The sequence below is a fragment of the Pseudomonas sp. 7-41 genome, assembly GCF_021233075.1.
In the GTDB taxonomy this organism is placed as follows: Bacteria; Pseudomonadota; Gammaproteobacteria; order Pseudomonadales; family Pseudomonadaceae; genus Aquipseudomonas; species Aquipseudomonas veronii.
The window spans coordinates 4,574,509-4,595,819 of sequence record NZ_CP089551.1; the positions used below are offsets into that span (position 1 = coordinate 4,574,509).

A 21,311-nucleotide genomic window follows, 5' to 3' on the forward strand; every position below is an offset into this window, starting at 1 on the left:
ACCAGAAACGACACCCTGCGTTGACGCTACGGCCCAATCGTTATTAAGTACTATTTATCCGCATTAATACGATAAATAGACCCCATGCTCACTCGCCCGCTACGACGCAAACGCCAGAAGCTGTCCGACGTGATTGTCGAGTCGGTCAAGCGCTCCATCGTCACCGACGCCTTGAAGCCCGGCGACCGCCTGCCCACCGAGCGCGAGCTGATGGAAAGCTTCCAGTGCTCCAAGGGCTCGGCCCGCGAAGCGCTCAAGGCCCTGGAAGTCGAAGGCCTGGTCAGCACGCGCACCGGCCCGAGTGGCGGAGCCTACCTGAACCAGGCCGGCACCGAACCGGCCAGCCGCGCACTGCGCAACTACCTGCACTTCCAGCACCTGGATGGCGAGCAGGTGTACCAGTTGCGCAAGGTCATCGAAGTGGAACTGGCGGTGTCGGTGCTCGGGCGCCTGAGCGAAGACGACTACCAGGCGCTGCAGGCCAACGTGGATTTTTGCAGCGCGCCGGAAGACAGCGAGGCCGGTCAGCGCGAACAACGTCTGGCGGAACTGGAGTTCCACAACCTGCTCGCCAAGGCCTGCCCCAACCCGCTGCTGAGCTTTACGGCGCAATTTCTCAACGACCTGCTGCGCGACCTGGTGGTGCTGAAAAAAGCCTACAAGCCCAAGCGCAAGCAGTTCGACGCGGCCAACCTCGACTATCACAAGCAACTGTTGAGCGCCTTTCGCGCCGGCGATGAAAGCGCGGTGCGCAGCCTGATGCATGAACACATGTGCGACGCCGAACACCATATGACCGCGCTCGAAGGCCAGGTCAGCCCGCATTTTCTACTGGAGTTCGATCACTCTTAAGAACACCCCAGATCCAATGTGGGAGGGAGCTTGCTCCCGATGAGGCCGGCACAGTCACCGTTATATCGACTGACACACCGCTATCGGGAGCAAGTCAAATCGTCGCACCGCCCCTCCCACAGTTGACTGCATTCCAACCCGCACACTGCGTTACCCCAATAAAAAAATGCCTGCCCACAGGCCCTGCTCCACCGTATCGCCCTTGCCGCTCCTGCCAATAACTAAACCAGGGAGTCACCCCATGCAGCGTCGTACGTTATTGAAAGCCAGCCTCACCCTCGCTTCCGCCCTGAGCCTGCCGCTGAGCGTGCGCTCGGCATTCGCCGCCGAGCCTTTTACCTTTTACGGCCTCAAGTCCATGTCTGGCGCCTTTGCCAGTTATGGCAAGTTCGCCGACATGGGTTCGCGCCTGGCGGTGGCGCAGCACCCCGAGATTCTTGGGCGCCCGCTGAACTACAAGGTCATCGACACCGAAGGCAACGCGGGCAAGGCGGTGCGCAAGGTACAGGAAGCGATTGCGCAGGACGGCGCGCGGTTCTTCCAGGGCTGCACCCTGTCGTCGTCGGCGCTGGCGGTGGCCAAGGAAGTCGACAAGGCCGGCGGCGTGTTCATGACCCCGGTGGGTGCCGATGAGGTCACCGGCAAAGACTGCAACCACGCGACCTTCCGCTGGTCGGTGCCGACCTACGGCGCGATCCGCGAAACCCTGGTGCCGCTGATCAAGCTGCTGCCGGACGCCAAGCGCTGGTACACCATCACCCCGCAATACGTGTTCGGCGAAGCCTTGCTCGAAGGCGCCAAAAACGTGCTCAAGGAACATGGCCTGGAACACGTCGGCAACAGCTACCACTCGCTGCAGGAGCAGGAATTCTCCGGCTACCTGACCAACGCCATCGCCACCAAGCCCGACGTACTGGTGCTGCTCAACTTCGGCAGCCAGTCGTCCAACACCCTGCGCCAGGCGGTCAACTTCGGCATCAAGGAGCGCATGAAAGTGCTGCTGGTGTGGTCTGCCGGCCTCGACCAGTTCCAGGAACTGGGCAGCGATGTGCTCGAAGGCGTGTACCTCGGCGCGCAGTACTGGCACCAGGTCGACAGCCCGCTCAACCGCGAACTGGTCAAGCTGACCCAGGCCAAGTACGGCATCAACCCCACTTACCCGCTGGCCGCCGACTACATCAGCACCAAGGTCATGCTGGACACCATCATCGCCACCGGCAGCTTCGACGGGCCGACCGTGGCCAAGGCCATGCAGGGCCTGAGTTTCGAGGGCCCCACCGGCAAGGAGTCGATCCGTGCCGGCGACCACCAGGTGATCAAGGATTACTACCTGCTGATCGGCAAGGCCGCCGCCGACATGGCCGACAAGGACGACCTGGCCAAAGTGCTCAGCGCCGGCCAGTCATTCCCGCCGGTCGAGGCCACGGGCTGCACGCTCGGCTGACCCCCTGACTATTTGCACCGCAGGGCCGCGCGAGCGGCTTCCTGCCGAGGGTTCCTGCATGCTCAATCTTTACCTGTTCCAGATACTCAATGGCCTTGGCCTGGGGATGATCTACTTCCTGATCGCGGTCGGGCTGACGATCATTTTCGGCCTGCTCAACTTCGTCAACTTCGCCCACGGTGCGTTCTTCCTGCTGGGCGCCTACATCTGCTACACCGCCGTGAGCCTCACCGGCAGCTTCTGGCTGGCGCTGCTGCTGGCACCGCTGGTGGTGGCCGCGCTGGCGTGGGTGATCGAGCGCTTGCTGATCCAGCGGATTTATCACTTGCCGCACATGTTCCAGATCCTGGTGACGCTGGGGATCGCGCTGATCATCCAGGAAGCCAGCGTGATGATCTGGGGCCCGGTGGGCAAAAGCATCGCCGTGCCGGAACTGCTGCGCGGGGTGCTGGTGCTGGGCGATTTCGTCTATCCCTATTACCGCCTGTTCCTCATCGTATTTTCCGGGCTGGTGGGCCTGGGCCTGTGGCTGCTGCTGGAACGCACGCGCTTCGGCGCACTGGTGCGCGCCGGCAGCGAGAGCACCGAAACCGTGTCGCTGCTGGGCACGAATATCTTCCGCCTGTTCTCCATGACCTTTGCCCTCGGCGTCGGCCTGGCCGGCATGGCCGGCGTACTGTTCGCGCCGTTGCGCGGTGCCCAGCCCTTTGTCGGACCGGAAATTCTCGGGATCGCCTTTGTGGTTGTCGTCATCGGCGGCATGGGCTCGTTCAGCGGCGCGCTGGTCGGCGGTTTGCTGGTGGGCGTGGTGCAAAGCCTGATGACCACACTCTGGCCCCAGGGTGCGAGCCTGATGATCTACGGCGCGATGGCCGTGGTGATTCTGGTCCGCCCCTACGGCCTGTTCGGGAGAGCCTGACATGAGCGAGAAAAATCCCCTGCCGTTCGCCAAGACCCAATCCAAAGCGATGTTGCTGTGGGTGCTGGCAGTGCTGATCGGCCTGCCGCTGGTCCTGCCCTCGGCGACCCTGGCCAGCGAGATTCTGATCTTTGCCATGGCCGCCCTGGCCTGCAACCTGTTGCTCGGCTACACCGGGCTGTTGTCGTTCGGCCAAGGCATCTTCTTTGGGGCCGGTGCGTACTGCGCGGCGCTGCTGATGATTCACCTGCAACTGGGTCTGTTCAGCGCGCTGCTCGGCGCTGCCGTGGCCGGCGGCTTTCTGGCGCTGCTGGTGGGTGCCCTGGCGATCCGCCGCACCGGCATCTACTTCGTCATGCTGACGCTCGCGTTCAGCCAGATGGCGTATTTCGTCGCCTACACCCTGAGCGACTGGACCGGCGGCGACAACGGCCTGCTCAGCGTGCCGCGCCCGGAGATCCGCATCGGCGACAGCGTGTTGCTGTCGTTGGCCGACGCCCGCGCGTTCTACGGTTTTGTCGCGGTGCTGTTCCTGCTGATCTTTATCGGCGCACGCCGCGTCATCGCCTCGCCATTCGGCAGCACGCTGATGGCGATCCGCGAAAACGAAACCCGTGCCTCGGCCATCGGCTATGACACGCGCCACTTCAAGATCCTGGTGTTCGTGCTGTCCGGCGCGGTCACCGGGATTGCCGGGGCGCTGTACGCCATGTTGCTGCACTTTGTGCCGCTGTCGAATATCGACCTGGCGATGTCCGAGAACATCCTGATCATGACCATCGTCGGCGGCACCGGCTCGCTGTTCGGTTCGTTGCTGGGCGCCGGTTCCATCGTGCTGCTGGGGGATTTCCTCTCCGACCTGTGGCCGCGCTGGCTGATGCTGCTGGGGGTGATCCTGATCCTGGTGGTGATCTTCATGCGCGGTGGTTTGTGGGGCGGCCTGGCGTCGCTGTTCGAGAAAGTGCGCGGCCGCCGCAAGGCCGTCGTCGTCGCCAAGGAGCAAGGGCTATGAGCATCCTGTTGGAAACCAAGAACCTGGAGCTGGCCTATGGCGCGTTCCATGCGGTCAACGGCGTCAACCTGAAGGTCGCGGCCGGCACCATCCACACCATCATCGGCCCCAACGGCGCGGGCAAGACCAGCCTGTTCCACTGCCTGACCGGCGAACGCCAGGCCACCGCCGGGGCGATCCATTTCGACGGCCAGCCACTGATGCGCAAACCGGCCCACGCCCGCGTCGGCCTCGGTATGGCGCGTTCGTTCCAGCTCACCAGCCTGTTCCAGAACCTCAGCGTGCGCGAAAACCTGCGCCTGGCCGCCCAAGGTCGCGACGGTGCGCGCGCCTTGAATTTCTGGCGTCGGGTCGAGAGCAAGCGCGAACACCTGGAGATGGCCGACCAGGTGCTCGAACGCCTGCAACTCACGGCCCGCGCCGCGACCCTGGCCGGCGAGTTGTCCCATGGCCAGCAACGGGTGCTGGAGGTGGGCATGTCGATCTGTTCCAAGCCGAAACTGTTGATGCTCGACGAGCCCACCTCGGGCATGGGCATCGATGACATCCCGATCATGACTCAACTGATCAGCGACCTGGGCCGCGACCACACGGTGCTGCTGATCGAACACAACATGAGCATCGTCATGTCCATCAGCCAGCGCATCACGGTGATGAGCCACGGCCAGATCCTGGTGGAAGGCACGCCGGAGTTCGTGCGCGCCGATGAACGTGTGCGAACGGCTTATCTTGGGGAGGCTGCCTGATGCTGATCGTCGAGAATATCCATTCCTACTACGACAAGAGCCACGTGCTCGAAGGCGTGTCGCTGACCGTCAACCCCGGCGAACTGGTGACCCTGCTCGGCCGCAACGGCGCCGGCAAGACCACCACGCTGCGCAGCATCCTCGGCATCATCTGCCCGCGCCAGGGCCAGATCCACTTCAACGGCCAGGCGCTGGTGGGCCAGAAGATCTTTGAAATCGCACGCCAGGGGTTGGCGTTGGTGCCGGAGAACCGCGGGATCTTCCGCCTGCTCACCGTCGAGGAAAACCTGCGCATCGCCGCGCGCAAGAGCAGCCGCTGGCAACTCGAAGACGTCTACGGCATGTTCCCGCGCCTCAAGGAGCGACGCAAAAACGCCGGCCACGCGCTCTCCGGCGGCGAGCAACAGATGCTCGCCATCGCCCGCGCCCTGCTCAACGATCCCAAGCTGCTGATCCTCGACGAACCCACCGAAGGCCTGGCCCCGGTGATCGTCGACGAGTTGGTGAAGATCCTGCGCAAGGTCAAGGACGACGGCCTGCCGGTGCTGCTGGTGGAACAGAACCTGATGGTCTGCGACAAGCTCGCCGACCGCCATTACGTGCTCGAACAGGGCCGCGTGGTGTACGAGGGCAGCGCGCAAGCCTTCCGCGCCGACCCGACGATCAAGAACCGCTACCTGGCCCTGAGTGCCTGACCGGAGTTCGAAGATGAATAGCTTTGCACAACCGCTCCAGAGCAACGCCCCGCTGATCAACCGCGACCGCCTGTGGCAATCGCTGATGGACCTGGCCCGACTCGGCGCCACCGTCAAAGGCGGCGTGTGCCGCCTGGCCCTCACCGACCTCGACCGCCAGGCCCGCGACCTGTTCGTGCAGTGGTGCGAGGCGGCCGGGTGCAGTGTCAGCGTCGACGCCATCGGCAATATTTTTGCCCGGCGCCCAGGGCGCAATCCCGCCCTGCCGCCGGTGATGACCGGCAGCCACATCGACACCCAGCCCACCGGCGGCAAGTTCGACGGTTGCTTCGGGGTGATGGCCGGCCTGGAAGTGATCCGCACCCTCAATGATTTGAAGATCGAAACCGAAGCGCCGATCGAGGTGGTGGTATGGACCAATGAAGAAGGCTCGCGCTTCCCGCCGTGCATGATGGGGTCCGGGGTGTTCGCCGGGAAGTTCGACTTGCAGGACACCTTGGACAAGCAGGACGACCAGGGCCTGTCGGTGGGCGCCGAATTGCGGCGCATCGGTTATGCCGGTTCGCGTGCGGTGCTCGGCCATCCGGTCGGTGCGTATTTCGAGGCGCATATCGAACAAGGCCCGGTGCTGGAAGACCGCGCCACCACCATCGGCGTGGTGATGGGCTGCCTGGGCCAGAAGTGGTTCGACCTGACCCTCACCGGCGTCGAAGCCCACGCCGGCCCGACGCCGATGCACCTGCGCAAGGACGCCCTGGTCGGCGCCGCCGAGGTGGTCAGCGCGGTCAACCGCATCGCACATCAACAGCAACCCCACGCCTGCGGCACGGTCGGCTGCCTGAGCCTGCGCCCCGGCTCGCGCAATGTGATTCCGGGCCAGGTCCAGATGACCATCGACCTGCGCCATCTGCATGCCGACAAGCTGCAGGCCATGGTCGATGAAGTGCGCAGCGTGATCGAAGCCAGCGCCGCACGCCACGGCCTGACGTTCGAGTTGACCGCTACCGCCGACTTCCCGCCGCTGGACTTCCACCCGGCCTGCGTCAATGCCGTGCGCGACGCCGCCGACGCCTTGGGCCTGAGCCATATGGACATCGTCAGCGGCGCCGGGCACGACGCGATTTTCGTCGCCGAACTGGGCCCGGCCGGGATGATTTTTGTGCCGTGCGAAGGCGGCATCAGCCACAACGAAATCGAGAACGCCGCACCGGATGATCTGGCGGCAGGTTGCGCGGTGTTGCTGCGCGCCATGGTCAATGCGGCACAGGGGGATCAGGCATGAGTGAGATCGGCCAACTGACGGCGGTGCAACTGCTGCAGCATTTTCGTGACAAGAGCTTGTCGCCGGTGGAAGTCACCGAAGACGCGCTGTCGCGCATCGAGCGCTATAACCCGCTGGTCAACGCCTACTGCCATGTCGATGCCGAGGGCGCACTCAACGCCGCACGCGCCTCGCAAGCGCGCTGGTTGAAAGGCGAACCCTGCGGTGCGCTGGATGGCGTACCGGCGTCGATCAAGGACCTCACGCTGACCCTCGGCATGCCCACGCGCAAGGGCTCGCGCACCTCTTCGGCCGAGGGCCCGTGGGACGTGGACGCGCCCTTCCCGGCGTTTATGCGCAAGGCCGGTGCGGTGCTGCTGGGCAAGACCACCACCCCGGAATTCGGCTGGAAAGGCGTCACCGACAACCCGCTGTACGGCATCACCCGCAACCCGTGGGACACGCGCATGACCACCGGCGGTTCCTCCGGCGGCGCGGGCGCGGCGGCTGCGCTGAACCTGGGGGTGTTGCACCAAGGCAGCGATGCCGGCGGCTCGATCCGCATTCCCTGTGCGTTTACCGGCACCTTCGGGATCAAGCCGACCTTCGGCTATGTACCGCAGTGGCCGGCCAGTTCGATGACGATCCTGTCGCACCTGGGGCCGATGACCCGCACGGTGGAAGACAGCGTCTTGATGCTGCAAACCGTCGCACAACCGGATGCGCGAGACGGCTTGATCGGCGCACCAAGGACCACGCCCTGGTTGTCGGAGACCGTGGATTTGAAGGGCCTGCGCATTGCCTACAGCCCCACCTTCGGCTACGTCGATGTCGACCCGCAGGTGGCCAAAGTGGTCGCCCGGGCTGTGGCCGGCCTGGTGCAGTTGGGCGCCCATGTCGAACAGATCGACCCGGGTTTCAGCGACCCGCAGGAGGTGTTCAACACCTTGTGGGCGGCCGGCGCGGCCCGCCTGACCGGCCCGATGAGCGAGGCGCAAAAACAGCTGCTCGACCCCGGCCTGCTGCGTATCGCGCAACGCGGTGAGGGCCTGAGCCTGGACGATTTCAGCGCGGCCCTGGAAGCACGGGCAGCCCTGGTGGCGCGGATGGCGGCGTTCCATGAGCACTACGATGTGCTGGTGTCGCCGATGATGCCGATCACCGCGTTCGAGGCCGGGCACAACGTGCCGCCAGGCTCCGGGATGCAGGAATGGATGGAGTGGACACCGTTCACCTACCCCTTCAACCTGACCCAGCAACCGGCAGCGTCGGTGCCGTGCGGGTTGGCGGCGAATGGCTTGCCGGTGGGGTTGCACGTGGTGGCGGCGCGGTTTGCCGATGAGACGGTGTTGCGGGTTTGCCAGGCATATGCAAAGGCATTCCCTACCGCCCCCCTGCCAGCCCCGATCACCGGAACAGCGTAGATCCAACCCAACGCTGGGAGGGGGCTTGCTCCCGATTGCAGTGTGTCAGTTGACTGATCGGGTTCTGGCACACCCCCATCGGGAGCAAGCCCCCTCCCACAGTTCTTGAGCGCATTCCACTACAATAGGCCCCCAATCATCCCCGGGGGCTTCATGGACATCGAACTGGCACGCACTTTCCTCGAAATCACCCGCTGCGGCAGCCTGGCCGCGGCGGCCGAGAAACTGCACGTCACCCAGACCGCCATCACCGCACGCGTGAAGAACCTCGAAAGCCAGCTGGACAGCACGCTGTTTGTGCGCAACCGCGCCGGTGCGCGGCTGACCGCCGACGGCGAGGCCTTTGTGGTGTACGCCAACCAGTTGCTGCAAACCTGGGAAGCCGCGCGCCGCGACCTGCCATTGCCCGAGGGCTATCGCAATGTGCTGCATATCGGCGGTGAGGTCAGCCTGTGTAACCCGTTGATGCTCGGCTGGGCCCAGGCCTTGCGCGAACATATCCCAGGCTATGCGCTGCGCACGGAAATCCGTGAGGGCGAATACCTGCTGCGCCAATTGGAACTGGGTGTGCTCGACGCCGCGCTGGTGTTCCAGCCGCAGTACTGGCCGGGTTTGCAGGTGGAGCAGGTGCTGGAAGAAAAGCTGATCCTGGTGCAACTGGTGAGCAAGCCGGGCCCGTATGTGTATATCGACTGGGGCCCGGGGTTTCGCCAGCAGCATGACGCCGCGCTGCCCGACAAGGCCCGCGCTGCGCTGAGTTTCAACCTCGGGCCCTTGGCGCTGCAGTACATTCTGGAGAACGGCGGTGCCGGGTATTTCCGTACCCGAGTGGTGCAAAGCTACCTCGACAGCGGCGTGATGCAACGCGCGCCCAAGGCGCCGGAGTTCAGCTTCCCGACGTTCCTGGTGTACTCACGGGCGCGGGATTCGGCCGTGTTGCAGCAGGCGCTGGAGTTGCTGCGCGGTGTGGTCAAGGCAGAAAGCGACTGGTCGCAACGCTGGGACCCGCTGATTTGAATGTTCACGCCTGAGCCCGTCCTATTACGGGCTCGCCTATTGGAGCAAAAACTCGCACATTCGCCACCGCTCGAGAGCATGGCACGCGTGCCGTTGAAACTGGCGCTGACGCCATAATGCAAAAAGGGCATACAGGCGCTCGGCCTGTATGCCCTGGGTACTACCGGTTTACTGCATCAGCTCTTGGTGCTGCTGAGCAGCGTCTGTTTGCACAAGTGGCCGAAGCTGACGTACTCGACATTGTCACCACCGACACCGATGCCCGGATACTCCAGTACCTCCATGCGCCACACGCCGTAGTTAAAGTCGCTGCGCCAGGTGTTTTTGTAGCCCTGGGCATAATCGACAAAGGTGGTCTGGAAATCACCGGAGCACGTGCCCACGTTGATCGTGCCGCCGGCTTGACCCGAGCTGTCGGTGGCTGCCGAGTAGGCCTTGTAGACGATATTGCCGGTGTCCGGGTTGATATGCTGATCGAGATACACAATCGGATGCAGCCCTACCAGCGGCGCACCGGTGCTGTCCGACAGGCCCATGGTCCAAGTCAGATCGCGATAGGCTTGGGTGGTCATGTAGCCATAGCCCACATTGGAAGCGGAGGACGGGATGCGCAACACATTCGCCTCGCCTTTCACATCAGGGCTGTTCACCCGCGGGCTGGAACCCAGCGACAGGTTGTATTTGCCCGTCGCGCTCCACGGTTCGTTCGGGTGCTGGTTCGGACGCACGCGCACTTTGACCACCCCTCCGACGCCAGGGCTCGGGATCGAGGTCGATAGCACATTCGCGCCCACGGTGACCCACTGCGCGCCATCGAAACGCTCCAGTATCCATTTGCCTCGCGCGCTGCCGCTGGCAGCGTCGGCAGTCAATGCGATCCCCACGCTCTGGCCACGTACTGCGGTGAAGTCGAAGTAATCAACGTCATCGAGACTGTCGGCATTGCCACTGATGTAGTTCAGCGTGTCAGGCAGTTTGAAGGCGGTGTCCGGCGTGTCATTGGGTTCGAAGGCGTCGAGGTTGGTATCGACCGCCACACCGAACTGAAAGCCCGACCCCTGGACCGCCGCGTTGGCTTCCATGAACCAGTAGTAATCACCGGCCGGCACCACGCCGCCAAGGCTCTCATCAGCGGTGCCCGGATTATTGGAGGTGCCCAAGGGCAGCGGATTGCCCTGGCCGTCGTCCTGGAACAAGGTCAACGACATGTCGGTGCCCGCCGTCTGGCTGACCAGCAGAGCGTTGATCCGGGCCTTCTTCGGCAGGTTGAAGTGGTAGCACAGCAAATCGCCGGTTTGCACGCCGGTGATCGTATAGAGCGCGTTGACATCCAGCGTGGTTTCACAACCCTGAACCAGCGCCGCCTGCACTGCAGCAGCCTGTTTGGCAGTGGCTTTCTGTACTTGGGTGACGGGGGCCGGCGCGGTGTTGTCTTCCACCACCGAATCGGCCTCGGCCTTCGCGACGAATACCGCTTTCTTCGACTGAGCGTCTGCCCGCAGTTGCTGTTTCAGCGCCGTGGGAGCCTTGTTGGCGGCGATTTTTGCACCGGATTTCAACGCCTGTTTGACGTTGGGTTGAAGCGCTTGCGCAGCCAGGTGAGGGTATTGCTCGGCCAGGGCGAAGGCCGAAACGAAGCAGGAGGCCGCCATGGCTGCACCCAGCATAAGGTTTTTTTTCGATTTCATTTTTTATCCATCCATAGTTAAAAACTGAAGGTCAGGTGACATCCGGTCACCTGGGATGGACTGTAGGATATTACTGTATATATGTACAGTATTTTTTGAAAGGAATGCAGTGCCTTTCAGATGATGACGTTGCACCACCTGCGCCAAACCGACCAAACCACCGTTGCGATGGCCCAAATGAACGCAAGGTAATAGGGCCACAACACCCAACGTTTGAGCGCTAAAGGAATAGACGCCAGTTCGGCTTCGGTCACAAGACCGGCTTTCACATGGCGTTTAGAGTCTGCAAGGTATTCAAAAATCAGCATCATGCGATATTGTCTGTCGATCCACTGGTTTCGTCGCCAAAAGCGCTTGTTGTTGCGAACTTCTTCGTTTTCACTGAAGTAACTTTCCAACTCGTCGAGTTTTGTATATTCGGCAAATAGCAGCAGTCCCAAGACGACAGACATCCCAACAAACAACACAATGGAATAAACGAGAAAAAAATCCATGGTTAAGCCCCCTCTGGCTGGAATATCAAATCACCAATGAAGTTGGCGTCAAAATATAGGCAATCGAATACTGTCCGGACACAAGCCCTAGGGGGCTCAATCACATTTAGGAAGTTGCCTACACAGAAGAAGATCGGCGCCTACAGAAAAGTGCTAATACCTGGTCATCTCCAGAGCCCTTAAACCTCACCGACCCTTCCAGTACGGAATACTCAGGTTCATCCAGGTGGCGGTGAGGACAGGTGAGCTACCATCGGTACCAAATGCTCCAAACGACTGATGCGATCAGCCAAATAAAAGAAAGACGATACGGCCAAAGTGCCCAACGCTTGAGGGATATCGGGATTGAAGCCAGCTCTGCCTCAGTCACATCGCCCCTCTTTACATGCAGTTTGGGCATTCCTAACAATTGATTGATCAGAAGCATGCGCTGAAACCTGTCGATCCGCATATTTCTTCCCCAAAAACGTTTGTTATCGCAAACCAGCTTGTTTTCACTGAAGTAGCTTTCCAACACTTCGAGCTTTTTGCACTCTGCATATAACATCAGCCCCACGCCAACCAGAGCGCCTACACACAGCAAAATACTAAAGACGAGAAAAAAATCCATAGTCAGGCCCCCTCGGGTTGAAAGATAAAAACACCATCGTTCTCTATGATCTTTCCGCCGAGAAACCCCACCTTCAAACTGCACCGGCCCTTGCCAGTACGGAATATCCAGGCCTTCGGGTTGACAGCTTCAGTTATGGACAGCGGCGTTGTGCAGGGTTTGGGTTGACCTTCGCGGTCGTTCCAGGTGCCGGTGAAGTAACCCGTACTGTCCTTTTTCCTTACGCGAAACAGCATCAACTGCTCAGGTGTAGGAAAACGAGCGACCACTAGAGCCAAGTGCACCAATAGCCCCAGCTAATAGCCAAAATCATCGCAAGGCGATATGGCCACACGGCCCAACGCTTAAGTGATAACGGAACGCAGGCCAACTCTTCCTCAGTCACAAGACCTTCTTTCACGTAGTGTTTTGACATTAGCAGGATATCAATCATCAGGCCCACGCGATGAAATCCGCCGAACCGCGGGTTTGGCCCCCAGAGTTGCTTACGTTTACGAACCTCTGCGTTTTCACTGAAGTAACTTTCCAGCTCGTCGAGTTTTGTACGTTTGGCAAAAAGCATCAGTCCCAGGACGACGAACGTCCCAATAGACATTACAAGGGTGTAAGCAGGAAAAAACGACATCGTTAAACTCCCTCCCTCGTTCAAATTGGAATGTTGCACCACCTGCGCCAAACCGACCAAACGACCGTTGCGATAGCCCAAATGAACGCAAGGTAATAGGGCCACAACACCCAACGTTTGAGCGCTAAAGGAATAGACGCGAGTTCGGCTTCGGTCACAAGACCGGCTTTCACATGGCGTTTAGAGTCTGCAAGGTATTCAAAAATCAGCATCATGCGATATTGTCTGTCGATCCACTGGTTTCGTCGCCAAAAACGCTTATTGTTGCGAACTTCTTCGTTTTCACTGAAGTAACTTTCCAACTCGTCGAGTTTTGTATATTCGGCAAATAGCATCAGTCCCAAGACGACAAACATTCCAAAAAACCAAACCATGGTATATGCGAGAAAAAAATCCATGGTTAAGCCCCCTCTGGCTGGAATATCAAATCGCCATCGATCTCTAGAATCTTTCCACCCAAAAACGCACCACCATCGCCAAATTCACTACTTCCGACATACCCTCCAGCAGCGCCTCCAATAATTTCGCACGCCAATGCACCGCGTCCTTTCAAAGCAATACCCAGAAACATGTTGCATGCACGACGAGCTACTTTCCCCCCGAACTTTCCAAGAATAGCTCCCCCCGCCACCCCACCCGCCAACCTCCCCATCTCCACATACTTCGCCCGCCGACACTGCGCCTCCCGCCCCACCATACACGCCTCCTTGATCTCCAAACCCGCTGCGCCCACATCCAGCGCCAGCCCAACATAAGTGCCCTTGCCCAACCACTTCGACGTCTGCGAAATCGCCTTCAAGCGCTGTGCATACCCGGCGATCTCGCCCTTATTCAGATAGCTTTTGGTTGAAATCCCCAGCACCTTCTTCAGCGATTGATTGCCGCGCAATCCCGTGCCAAATCGTGCGGCACCACGCAGTTGCGTGCCCAGCAGCGCCAGCAGCACTTGGCGCTGGCGGATAAACGCCTGGCGATCCAACCCGCCGGCTTTCAGGCGTTGATGCAGACGCTCGATTTCCTCCAATGTGTTCACGACTTCATCCAGGTGCCGCGACCACGCCGATGTCGCACTGCCGATACCTATCGAGCCATACGTCAGAAGGCTCTGCAGCAGGTCGTAGTTATCGATCATCGTCTGTGCAGCCGCAGCGTCCAGCTCCAGGTTGCGATCAATTTCCTCGGCATAACGCACCCACCAGGATTCATTCCAGGAGCAACTGACGCTCTCTGTGTCTGGAACAATCACCATCCGCCCCGGAATCACCCACCCGCGGCGCAGGTGATGATTCAACACATCAAAATGGTCAGAGTGCTGGCGGCTCATGCCGTGGCCCATCAGCCAGGTTTTCAAACTGCTGTAGCTGATTGGCTTGTCGTTGATGTATCCCCGCGCCATGCCTTACATCCTTGATGCGATGAAGTTGGCGTCGAAATATAAGCAAGCAAACACCGCCCCGGCACAAGTCCGAGGGGGCTAAATCACATTTGGGAAGTTGCCTACGCAGAAGAGGATCAGCACCTACAGAAAAGTGCTAATACCCGGTCATCTCCAGATACCCAACCCCGCCTTCAAACTGCACCGGTCCTTCCCAGTACGGAATATTCAGGTTCATCCAGGCCTTCGGGTTGACGGCATCGGTGGTGATATCCAGCTGCTTGCCGGGAATTTTCAGCGACCAGCGTGTGGGGATACTTCGCCCGTCGATGTCAGTGCTGGCCAGTGGCGTAAGTTGGATATCGGCGTTGTGCAGGGTTTGGGTATGGCCCTCGCGGTCGATCCAGGTGCCGGTGAGATAACCCGTGCCGTCCTTTTGCCTTACGCGAAACAGCATCAACTGCTCGCCACGGTCCAGGTGCAGGGAAAACCAGTCCCAGCCGGTCTGGCCGGCGGCCAGGGGTTGGCTGCTCCACTCGCGGTCGAGCCAGGCCGGGCCCGTGACCTGGTAGACCTTGCCGTCGAGGCTGACGCTGCCGTTAGCGGTGAAAAACGGCTGACTGTAGTAGTACGAGGCCTGGCCCTGGTCGGACTTGCGGCTGTAGCCGTTGTCACCTTGCAGCACCAACGGGCGACTGGACGTCAGTTGCAAGTCGTAGGCGAATTGCGGACCGCTGGCCTTGAGCTGCATGTCCGCCAAAGGGCCGGCGGCGCCTGGGCGGGTGGCGAAGCTCCAGTCATCGATCCACGCGCTGAACGGCGCGGCCTGGGCCCCGGCCTGGCCGACGCCGCCACGGGCGTAGCGCTCGGCGGCGTAGTGCCGGGTGGCCGAGGTGACGGCGGCGTGGCCGAGCCAGATCGTTGAGTCGTGCCAGCCCGGTTGCGTCGGCCCGGCCTTGAGGGCATTGCGAAACAAGGTCCATTGCACGCCGAACACATGGCCCTGGGCGTCTTGCAGGTTGGCGGTGACGTACCACCACTCGATGCGAAAACCGGCGTGAGGGCCGTGGTCCTCGGGAAAAGCGAAGACCTTGCCGGGCACCACCTGGGCAAAATCCGCCGCATCACTGCCCAGGCCGGCGAAACTTTCCTCGGGGGCGGGGGCTTTGTCACAGCCGCTCACCAGCACCAGAGCGAGGCACAGCAGCGCCTTAATCTTCATGGGCAAACGTCCTCAACAAATCCGCCGGGCGACTGCGGTACAACTGCCACAGCGGCCACGCCGACGCCAGCAACGTGGCCAGCAACGCCAGCCCCAGCAGTTGCGCCAGCTGCCAGGGAAAAATATGCAACGGCAGGCGCCAGCCAAACGCCTGCACATTGATCACCGCATCCAGGCACCACGCCAACAGCAACCCCAAGGGCAACGCCAGCAGCAGCGTCAGCACCGCGAGCAGCCAGGTCTGTCCCAGGTTGAGCAGCATCAATTGCCGGCGCGTCACGCCCAATGCCCACAGCGGGGCGAGTTGGCCGAGGCGGCTTTGGCTCTGGGTCAGCAGGCTGATGAACAGCGCCACGCCCGCCACGCCCAGCGTCAGGCTGTTCAAGGCGGCGGTGGCGGCAAAGGTGCGTTCGAACACTTGGCTCGACCAGCCCTTGAGGGTCTGTTGGTCAACGATACGGCTGTCGTCCAGGGTGAACTCGCGCTGCACCTCATGCACCAGCGGCACCACGTTTTGCGGCAGCACACGCAGGTTGAAGCGCGCCGGCGACAGCGTCGGCCAATGCGCCAACAGGTGCTGCGCATTGACCAGCACGTGGCCCTTGGGGTTGCCATAGTCGGCGTAGATCCCCACCACCTGGGGCGACCACACACCCTCGGGCGTGGGGATGTTGACGGCGTCGCCCACTCGCACATTCAAGCGCCGCGCCAGTTGCTCGCTGAGCATCAGCGTGTCACTGCGCAGCAACTGGTCCCACGGCGCGCTCGCAGCTTCCAGCAACGGCCAATGCTGGCGATAGGTCGGCGCGTCGACCACGCCAAACACATCCGCCGGCCAGCCCTGTAATTGCACGGCGACCTGCCAGGTGGGCAGCACCGCCTGCACCAGCGGTTGTTGCGTGAGCCAGGTATTCAACCGGTCGGCCTGGGCCGGGGTGTTTGGGTTGAGGTACAGCTCGGCGGTGAGGCGTTGTTCCAGCCAATTGCTGAAGGTCAGGCGAAAACCCGAGGTCATGGAACCCGCGCCGATGTTGGCCGCCAGCGCCAACAGCAACGCCATCAGCGCCAGGCTCAAGGCCGGCAACTGTTGGCGGCAGTCGGCGAGAAACCACTGCCCGAGCACCGAGCGGCTGCGTCCCAGCAGCGCTTTCAACAGCGCATTGAGCAGCACCGGCAGCCCCAACGCGGCACCGAGCAGCAAGGCCGCCATCAGCACAAATCCGGCAGCCAGACTGTTGCCCCACCATAGCGCCAACAGTGCGATCAGCAACGCCGCACTCGCCACCCGGCCCTGACGCCGCAACCAGCGCCCATGGGCCTCATGCCAGGCCTGGGGGTTGGCCAGCGCCAGCAACGGCAAGCGCGCCGCGCGCCACACACTGCCGGCCCCGGCGAGCAACGCCCCGAGCAGGCTCAGGCCCAACCCGGCGAGCCACCACCACGGGCTGAGGCTCAACTGCCCCGGCACTTCAGCGCCGTACAGGCCGCGCAGGCTGGCGGCCACATCCGGCAGCAAGACACTGGCGAGCACATAGCCGCTGGCGACACCGAGCACACCGCCAAGCAGGGCCAGGGCGCCCAGTTCCATGCCCAGGCCGAGGAGCAACATCCGCCCGCTGACCCCGCAAGCACGCAAGGTGCGCAGCAGCCCGCGCCGCTGTTCCAGGGCCAGGCCGATGGCGGCATGGACGATAAACAGCCCGACCACAAAGGATAAAAAACCCAGCGCATCCAGGTTCAGGTGAAAGCTTTCGGTGAGGCGCGCGAGGTTATTGTCCTGCGCCTGTTTGAGTTGCAGTCCGGCCGGCGGCGTGGGATGGGTGGCGGCGAACGATGTGTCGAGCAACAACCGCGACAGGCGCCCCGGCATGTCCAGCAACGGTTGGGCAAAACCGATGTCGGTCAGCAACAGGCCGGGGGCCATGTCCGCTTGAACCTGCAACGGCGGCAAGGCTTGCCCGCTGGCCGTCAGCGGCCGTTCACCGGCCTGCAACCCCAGTGCCTGCAAGGTGTGTGGGGCGATCCAGGTGCGCCCCGGCGGGTCGAAGAACGCGACCATTTGCGCCTGGCTCAAGCGCTGCCCCGCCACCGCGCCGCTGCCGGGCAGCGACACCGGATCGATGCCCATCAATTGCAGGCGCCGGTCCTCATGCCCCTTGAGCTGCACCCGCCCTTGCACCACCGGCGACACCGGCCAGCCGGCGCGGCGCAACTGGGCAAACAGCGCCTGGGGGAAGCTGGCACCGTCGGGCATGCTGAGGCTGGCCTGGGGTTCGCCGCCGATCAACTGACTGGCTCGGGCGTAGCTGTCCCGCGCCTGGCTGTTGAGCGCTTGCACCCCGGTCAGCAGCGCGGTGGCCAGCCACAGCCCGGTCAGCACACTGAAAAACTGCACGGGGTGGCGCCGCCAGTGGCTGAGCAACGCGCGTAAAGTCCAATAGAGCACCGCCATCTCAGCCGACGTCCGCAGGCAGGACGTGGCCGCGGTGCAACACCACCTGCCGGTCGAGCCGTGCGGCAATGCGCGGGCTGTGAGTGACCATCAACAAGCTGGTGGGGGTGTCGCGCAACAGGTCCAGCAGCAGTTGCAGCACTTCATCGCTGGTGGCCTCATCCAGATTGCCCGTCGGTTCGTCCGCCAGCAGCAAGCCGGGTCGAGACGCCAGCGCCCGCCCCACCGCCACCCGTTGCTGCTGGCCGCCGGAGAGTTGTTCCGGGTAGCGCTTGAGCAGATCCCCCAGGCCCAGACGCTCGACCAACTGCGCTTGCCAGTGCGGATCAAAGCGCCCCGCCAGGCGCGCCTGGAACGCCAGGTTGTCGTCGACGCGCAAGCTGCCGATCAGGTTGAACTGCTGGAACACCAGGCCGATCTCAGTGCGCCGCCAATCGGCCAACTGCCGCTCGCTCATCTGATCCAGACGCTGCTCACCCACGCGGATACTGCCGCCGTCGACACGATCCAAGCCGGCCACCAGGTGCAGCAGCGTGCTTTTCCCGCTGCCGGACTCGCCCATCAGCGCCAGGCTGCCACCCTGCGCCAAGTGCAGATCAACCCCGGCCAATACCGTCAGCGGGCCCTGCGCAGTGACGTAGCATTTATGGACACCTTGCACCTGCAACATGGGAACGCTCGCTCGCCAATGGACTGCAATCGAGGATAACGGCTGACCGCCCTCGCCACGCAAATTTTTCACATACATTTCACCGGTTACCTACCGACCACCGAATAAAGTGCCGAACAAGCGCCAATAACGCTCAACTTATTAGTTGTCGGCACACATAACTTTTAACGCTCCAGTTTTCAGCAAAAAGACAGCAACCGTATGACAGGCTCTTGCTCCACTACGGGCACAGTCAAACGGTTGTGCCTGACTAATAAAAAGCTGCCTGACATCCCACGGTGAATAGTGTGGTTAACCTGACCCTGACCAAACCGCGTTCGTATCAAGCTCGGGCAAAACGCCTGAAAAAACTCTGGCTGGGCACGGCAGCGCTCGCCCTGTGCGGCACATTGCTGGCAGGTTTGCTGGCCTGGCCTGTATCGCCACCGGACCTGAGTACGGCCAATCGCCTGCTGACGTCAGGCCTGCTGGCCAATTGGCGCGACGGCAATCTGGTGGTGCTGGTCCGCCATGAAGAACGCTGCGACCGTTCCTCCAATCCTTGCTTCGGCCCCGCCGATGGCCTGACGATCAAAGGCACCCAACAGGCCGTCGAAATCGGCAAAGCCTTCAAAATACTGGGCATGGAGGGTACAGACGTGTTCAGCAGCCCGACCACCCGCACTGCCCAGACCTCGCTGTTCATGTTTGGCAAGACCGAACTGTCGCCAAGCCAGCTATCGATCTGCGGCGATGCCATGGGTGAGGAAATCCTCAGCCACAAGCAACCCGGGCACAACTTTATGCTGATTACCCACAGCGCCTGCATCAGCGACATCGAACGGGACCTCGGCTATCCTCACGCCAAATCCACCGAATACGGCAGCGCGTTATTCGTCAAGGTGCTGGGCAACGGCAAGCTCAAGGCCGTGGGCATTATAAACAGCGAAGACTGGCCAGAGGCGCTCAAGCAACTTTAGACACTTTTACCTACACAAGAGGCAGATGTTCAGCCAAACGACAGCCAACTTCTGGCATGTTTAACTGCGCCTGTTAGTTAAGGACGTCATGAATACTTTCAGCCCATTAGTGAACACTGTGACATTTTATCGCACTATTTCCTTACATCCTTTTCCTACACTTAAACGTCAAGGAGCGACGTTCGCATGACCCGATTCAAACCCCTTCCCTTACTGCTACTGGCCTTCGTCGCGTTTTATCTCCTACCCCTGGGCCTGCACGGTCTATGGATACCCGATGAAACCCGCTACGCCCAGATCAGCCAGGAAATGCTCATGAGCGGCAATTGGACCGCACCGCATTTCATGGGCGTGCGTTATTTTGAAAAACCCGCCGCCGGCTACTGGCTGATCGCCCTCGGTCAGGCGGTGTTCGGCCAGAACCTGTTCGGTGTGCGGATCGCCTCGGCGTTGACCAGCGGCCTGAGCGTGCTGCTGGCCTACCTGATCGCCCGCCGCCTGTGGAACGACCCGCGCAAAAGCTTCGCCTGCGCCCTGCTCTACTTGAGCTTCGGCCTGGTGGCGGGGCAAGCCGGCTACTCCAATCTTGATCCGCAGTTCACCTTCTGGGTCAACCTCAGCCTGGTGGCGCTGTGGTTTGCCCTCGACAGCCGTACCCCGCGAGCCCGACTCGGCGCTTGGGCCGTGCTGGGGCTCGCCTGCGCGATGGGCTTCATGACCAAGGGCTTCCTCGCGTGGCTGCTGCCGGTGCTGATTGCGGTGCCTTATATGCTCTGGCAGCGGCGCCTGGGTGAGTTGCTGCGGTACGGCCCGCTGGCGATCGTCGTGGCAGTCCTGGTGTGCCTGCCGTGGGTGTGGGCGATCCATGTGCAGGAGCCTGACTACTGGAATTTCTTCTTCTGGCACGAGCACATCCGCCGTTTTGCTTCGGGCACTGCACAACATGCGCGGCCGTGGTGGTTCTTCCTGCCGATCATGGTCGTCGCGTGCCTGCCCTGGGCGGGGTTGCTACCAACCACACTGCACAAGACCTGGAAAGAAAAGCGCCAACCGGCGACGGCCTTTCTCGCCCTGTGGATGCTGCTGCCGCTGGGCTTCTTCAGCCTGAGCAGCGGCAAGCTGCCGACCTACATCATGCCGTGCCTGTTACCGCTGGCGTTGTTGATGGGGCATGCCTTGATCGATGTGATGCAGCAGGGCAAAACCCGCGCGATCTGCATCAACGGCCTGCTCAACTTCGTGCTCGGCATGGCCGCGATGGTGACGTTGATCTATCTGCAGATCGACGACCCGCTGTACGGCAACAGCCACGCGGAGATGTTCAGCCTGTCGTTGACCTTCATTGTGCTGCTGGGCTGGGTGCTGACCAACCTGCTGCAAGCCTTTCGCCCGCTGACACTCTGGGCGACGCCGGTCCTGGGCATCGGCTTGCTGGTACTACTCCTGCCAGCGGGTATGCCGGCGCGGATATCGAATAACGAAATGCCCGATCAGTTCGTGCTTGAACACCTGGATGAACTGCAGCAAACCCAAGCACTGCTGAGCAACGAGTTAGGCTCGGCATCGGCGCTGGCGTGGCGCCTGAACCGGTCGGATGTCGCGTTTTATGACACCGAAGGCGAGCTGCAATATGGCCTGCAATACCCAGATACCGTACAGCGCAAGGTCGGGCTGGATGACGTCCAGTCGTGGCTGGCCGAAGCCCGCCGCCAAGGCGCGGTCGGGGTGCTGATGCGCGTCAGGAGCACCAGCGAACACCTTGAGGAAGGGCAACTGCCACCCGGCGGCAAGCGCTATCGCAAGGGCGACCTGGTGCTCACTATTTATCCAAAACTCCCCTAGGAAC

General features: G+C 61.7%; 20 protein-coding genes and 1 pseudogene. 11 read left to right on the plus strand and 10 right to left on the minus strand.

Annotation, left to right across the window (positions count from 1 at the left end; genetic code table 11):
- Window positions 1-84: 84 nt before the first annotated feature.
- The 9 genes from LQ249_RS20525 to LQ249_RS20565 all read left to right on the plus strand — a co-directional run bounded on the left by LQ249_RS20525 (window position 85) and on the right by LQ249_RS20565 (window position 9,370).
- The gene (locus LQ249_RS20525) at window positions 85-852 is read left to right on the plus strand and encodes a FadR/GntR family transcriptional regulator (RefSeq protein WP_046382795.1); all 768 of its coding nucleotides are present in this window, start codon (window positions 85-87) and stop codon (window positions 850-852) included.
- A gap of 241 nt (window positions 853-1,093) precedes the next feature.
- Window positions 1,094-2,296: an ABC transporter substrate-binding protein gene (locus LQ249_RS20530; RefSeq protein ID WP_046382794.1), complete on the plus strand. Its 1,203-nt coding sequence runs from the start codon at window positions 1,094-1,096 to the stop codon at window positions 2,294-2,296.
- Between the two features lie 58 nt (window positions 2,297-2,354).
- Window positions 2,355-3,215 (plus strand): branched-chain amino acid ABC transporter permease, encoded by an 861-nt coding sequence (locus tag LQ249_RS20535; protein ID WP_232565854.1) that lies wholly within the window; start codon window positions 2,355-2,357, stop codon window positions 3,213-3,215.
- 1 nt (window position 3,216) lies between these two features.
- Window positions 3,217-4,227 (plus strand): branched-chain amino acid ABC transporter permease, encoded by a 1,011-nt coding sequence (locus LQ249_RS20540; RefSeq protein ID WP_046382792.1) that lies wholly within the window; start codon window positions 3,217-3,219, stop codon window positions 4,225-4,227.
- Entirely contained in the window at window positions 4,224-4,973 is a 750-nt protein-coding gene (locus tag LQ249_RS20545; RefSeq protein WP_017847518.1) for an ABC transporter ATP-binding protein, read from the plus strand. Before LQ249_RS20540 ends, LQ249_RS20545 begins: the two co-directional genes overlap by 4 nt.
- Window positions 4,973-5,668, plus strand: coding sequence for an ABC transporter ATP-binding protein (locus LQ249_RS20550; RefSeq protein WP_017847519.1), 696 nt, complete (start codon window positions 4,973-4,975; stop codon window positions 5,666-5,668). Before LQ249_RS20545 ends, LQ249_RS20550 begins: the two co-directional genes overlap by 1 nt.
- A 13-nt stretch (window positions 5,669-5,681) precedes the next feature.
- A complete protein-coding gene (locus LQ249_RS20555; RefSeq protein ID WP_046382790.1) occupies window positions 5,682-6,950 on the plus strand; it encodes a Zn-dependent hydrolase in 1,269 nt (422 codons plus the stop codon).
- The gene (locus LQ249_RS20560; RefSeq protein WP_232565855.1) at window positions 6,947-8,353 is read left to right on the plus strand and encodes an amidase; all 1,407 of its coding nucleotides are present in this window, start codon (window positions 6,947-6,949) and stop codon (window positions 8,351-8,353) included. The genes LQ249_RS20555 and LQ249_RS20560 overlap by 4 nt, the downstream gene beginning before the upstream one ends.
- Window positions 8,354-8,506: 153 nt before the next feature.
- On the plus strand, window positions 8,507-9,370 hold the full coding sequence (locus tag LQ249_RS20565) for a LysR family transcriptional regulator (RefSeq protein ID WP_017847522.1): 864 nt from the start codon (window positions 8,507-8,509) through the stop codon (window positions 9,368-9,370).
- A 176-nt stretch (window positions 9,371-9,546) separates the two neighbouring features.
- Here the strand turns inward: LQ249_RS20565 and LQ249_RS20570 are convergent, their stop codons facing one another.
- The 10 genes and pseudogenes from LQ249_RS20570 to LQ249_RS20615 all read right to left on the minus strand — a co-directional run bounded on the left by LQ249_RS20570 (window position 9,547) and on the right by LQ249_RS20615 (window position 18,506).
- Entirely contained in the window at window positions 9,547-11,058 is a 1,512-nt protein-coding gene (locus LQ249_RS20570) for a hypothetical protein (protein ID WP_057005608.1), read from the minus strand.
- Window positions 11,059-11,174: 116 nt separating this feature from the next.
- The gene (locus LQ249_RS20575; protein WP_017847524.1) at window positions 11,175-11,552 is read right to left on the minus strand and encodes a hypothetical protein; all 378 of its coding nucleotides are present in this window, start codon (window positions 11,550-11,552) and stop codon (window positions 11,175-11,177) included.
- A gap of 247 nt (window positions 11,553-11,799) precedes the next feature.
- On the minus strand, window positions 11,800-12,162 hold the full coding sequence (locus LQ249_RS20580) for a hypothetical protein (RefSeq protein ID WP_169865005.1): 363 nt from the start codon (window positions 12,160-12,162) through the stop codon (window positions 11,800-11,802).
- Between the two features lie 63 nt (window positions 12,163-12,225).
- Window positions 12,226-12,404, minus strand: a pseudogene (locus LQ249_RS20585) (lipocalin-like domain-containing protein); the annotation flags it as partial.
- Window positions 12,405-12,430: 26 nt separating this feature from the next.
- Window positions 12,431-12,787, minus strand: coding sequence for a hypothetical protein (locus LQ249_RS20590; RefSeq protein ID WP_232565857.1), 357 nt, complete (start codon window positions 12,785-12,787; stop codon window positions 12,431-12,433).
- A gap of 20 nt (window positions 12,788-12,807) precedes the next feature.
- On the minus strand, window positions 12,808-13,185 hold the full coding sequence (locus LQ249_RS20595) for a hypothetical protein (protein ID WP_046382783.1): 378 nt from the start codon (window positions 13,183-13,185) through the stop codon (window positions 12,808-12,810).
- Between the two features lie 2 nt (window positions 13,186-13,187).
- Window positions 13,188-14,183 (minus strand): hypothetical protein, encoded by a 996-nt coding sequence (locus tag LQ249_RS20600; RefSeq protein ID WP_232565858.1) that lies wholly within the window; start codon window positions 14,181-14,183, stop codon window positions 13,188-13,190.
- A 136-nt stretch (window positions 14,184-14,319) separates the two neighbouring features.
- Window positions 14,320-15,384, minus strand: coding sequence for a lipocalin-like domain-containing protein (locus LQ249_RS20605; RefSeq protein ID WP_128192403.1), 1,065 nt, complete (start codon window positions 15,382-15,384; stop codon window positions 14,320-14,322).
- Complete coding sequence (locus tag LQ249_RS20610) at window positions 15,374-17,836, minus strand: ABC transporter permease (RefSeq protein ID WP_232565859.1); 2,463 nt, start codon at window positions 17,834-17,836, stop codon at window positions 15,374-15,376. The genes LQ249_RS20605 and LQ249_RS20610 overlap by 11 nt, the downstream gene beginning before the upstream one ends.
- Before the next feature lies 1 nt (window position 17,837).
- A complete protein-coding gene (locus LQ249_RS20615; protein ID WP_017847533.1) occupies window positions 17,838-18,506 on the minus strand; it encodes an ABC transporter ATP-binding protein in 669 nt (222 codons plus the stop codon).
- A gap of 278 nt (window positions 18,507-18,784) precedes the next feature.
- On the opposite strand from LQ249_RS20615, the gene LQ249_RS20620 reads away from it, so the two are divergent.
- Together LQ249_RS20620 and arnT are read left to right on the plus strand one after the other, a co-directional pair.
- On the plus strand, window positions 18,785-19,465 hold the full coding sequence (locus tag LQ249_RS20620; protein ID WP_057005615.1) for an Ais protein: 681 nt from the start codon (window positions 18,785-18,787) through the stop codon (window positions 19,463-19,465).
- A gap of 186 nt (window positions 19,466-19,651) precedes the next feature.
- A complete protein-coding gene (gene arnT / locus LQ249_RS20625) occupies window positions 19,652-21,307 on the plus strand; it encodes a lipid IV(A) 4-amino-4-deoxy-L-arabinosyltransferase (RefSeq protein WP_232565860.1) in 1,656 nt (551 codons plus the stop codon).
- Window positions 21,308-21,311 lie beyond the last annotated feature (4 nt).

Excerpts from the sequence above, each read along its gene's own strand:
- LQ249_RS20525 (WP_046382795.1), top strand. The coding sequence starts at position 85 with ATGCTCACTCGCCCGCTACGACGCAAACGCCAGAAGCTGTCCGACGTG.
- LQ249_RS20530 (WP_046382794.1), top strand. The coding sequence starts at position 1,094 with ATGCAGCGTCGTACGTTATTGAAAGCCAGCCTCACCCTCGCTTCCGCC.
- LQ249_RS20535 (WP_232565854.1), top strand. The coding sequence starts at position 2,355 with ATGCTCAATCTTTACCTGTTCCAGATACTCAATGGCCTTGGCCTGGGG.
- LQ249_RS20540 (WP_046382792.1), top strand. The coding sequence starts at position 3,217 with ATGAGCGAGAAAAATCCCCTGCCGTTCGCCAAGACCCAATCCAAAGCG.
- LQ249_RS20545 (WP_017847518.1), top strand. The coding sequence starts at position 4,224 with ATGAGCATCCTGTTGGAAACCAAGAACCTGGAGCTGGCCTATGGCGCG.
- LQ249_RS20550 (WP_017847519.1), top strand. The coding sequence starts at position 4,973 with ATGCTGATCGTCGAGAATATCCATTCCTACTACGACAAGAGCCACGTG.
- LQ249_RS20555 (WP_046382790.1), top strand. The coding sequence starts at position 5,682 with ATGAATAGCTTTGCACAACCGCTCCAGAGCAACGCCCCGCTGATCAAC.
- LQ249_RS20560 (WP_232565855.1), top strand. The coding sequence starts at position 6,947 with ATGAGTGAGATCGGCCAACTGACGGCGGTGCAACTGCTGCAGCATTTT.
- LQ249_RS20565 (WP_017847522.1), top strand. The coding sequence starts at position 8,507 with ATGGACATCGAACTGGCACGCACTTTCCTCGAAATCACCCGCTGCGGC.
- LQ249_RS20570 (WP_057005608.1), bottom strand. The coding sequence starts at position 11,058 with ATGAAATCGAAAAAAAACCTTATGCTGGGTGCAGCCATGGCGGCCTCC.
- LQ249_RS20575 (WP_017847524.1), bottom strand. The coding sequence starts at position 11,552 with ATGGATTTTTTTCTCGTTTATTCCATTGTGTTGTTTGTTGGGATGTCT.
- LQ249_RS20580 (WP_169865005.1), bottom strand. The coding sequence starts at position 12,162 with ATGGATTTTTTTCTCGTCTTTAGTATTTTGCTGTGTGTAGGCGCTCTG.
- LQ249_RS20590 (WP_232565857.1), bottom strand. The coding sequence starts at position 12,787 with ATGTCGTTTTTTCCTGCTTACACCCTTGTAATGTCTATTGGGACGTTC.
- LQ249_RS20595 (WP_046382783.1), bottom strand. The coding sequence starts at position 13,185 with ATGGATTTTTTTCTCGCATATACCATGGTTTGGTTTTTTGGAATGTTT.
- LQ249_RS20600 (WP_232565858.1), bottom strand. The coding sequence starts at position 14,183 with ATGGCGCGGGGATACATCAACGACAAGCCAATCAGCTACAGCAGTTTG.
- LQ249_RS20605 (WP_128192403.1), bottom strand. The coding sequence starts at position 15,384 with ATGAAGATTAAGGCGCTGCTGTGCCTCGCTCTGGTGCTGGTGAGCGGC.
- LQ249_RS20610 (WP_232565859.1), bottom strand. The coding sequence starts at position 17,836 with ATGGCGGTGCTCTATTGGACTTTACGCGCGTTGCTCAGCCACTGGCGG.
- LQ249_RS20615 (WP_017847533.1), bottom strand. The coding sequence starts at position 18,506 with ATGTTGCAGGTGCAAGGTGTCCATAAATGCTACGTCACTGCGCAGGGC.
- arnT (WP_232565860.1), top strand. The coding sequence starts at position 19,652 with ATGACCCGATTCAAACCCCTTCCCTTACTGCTACTGGCCTTCGTCGCG.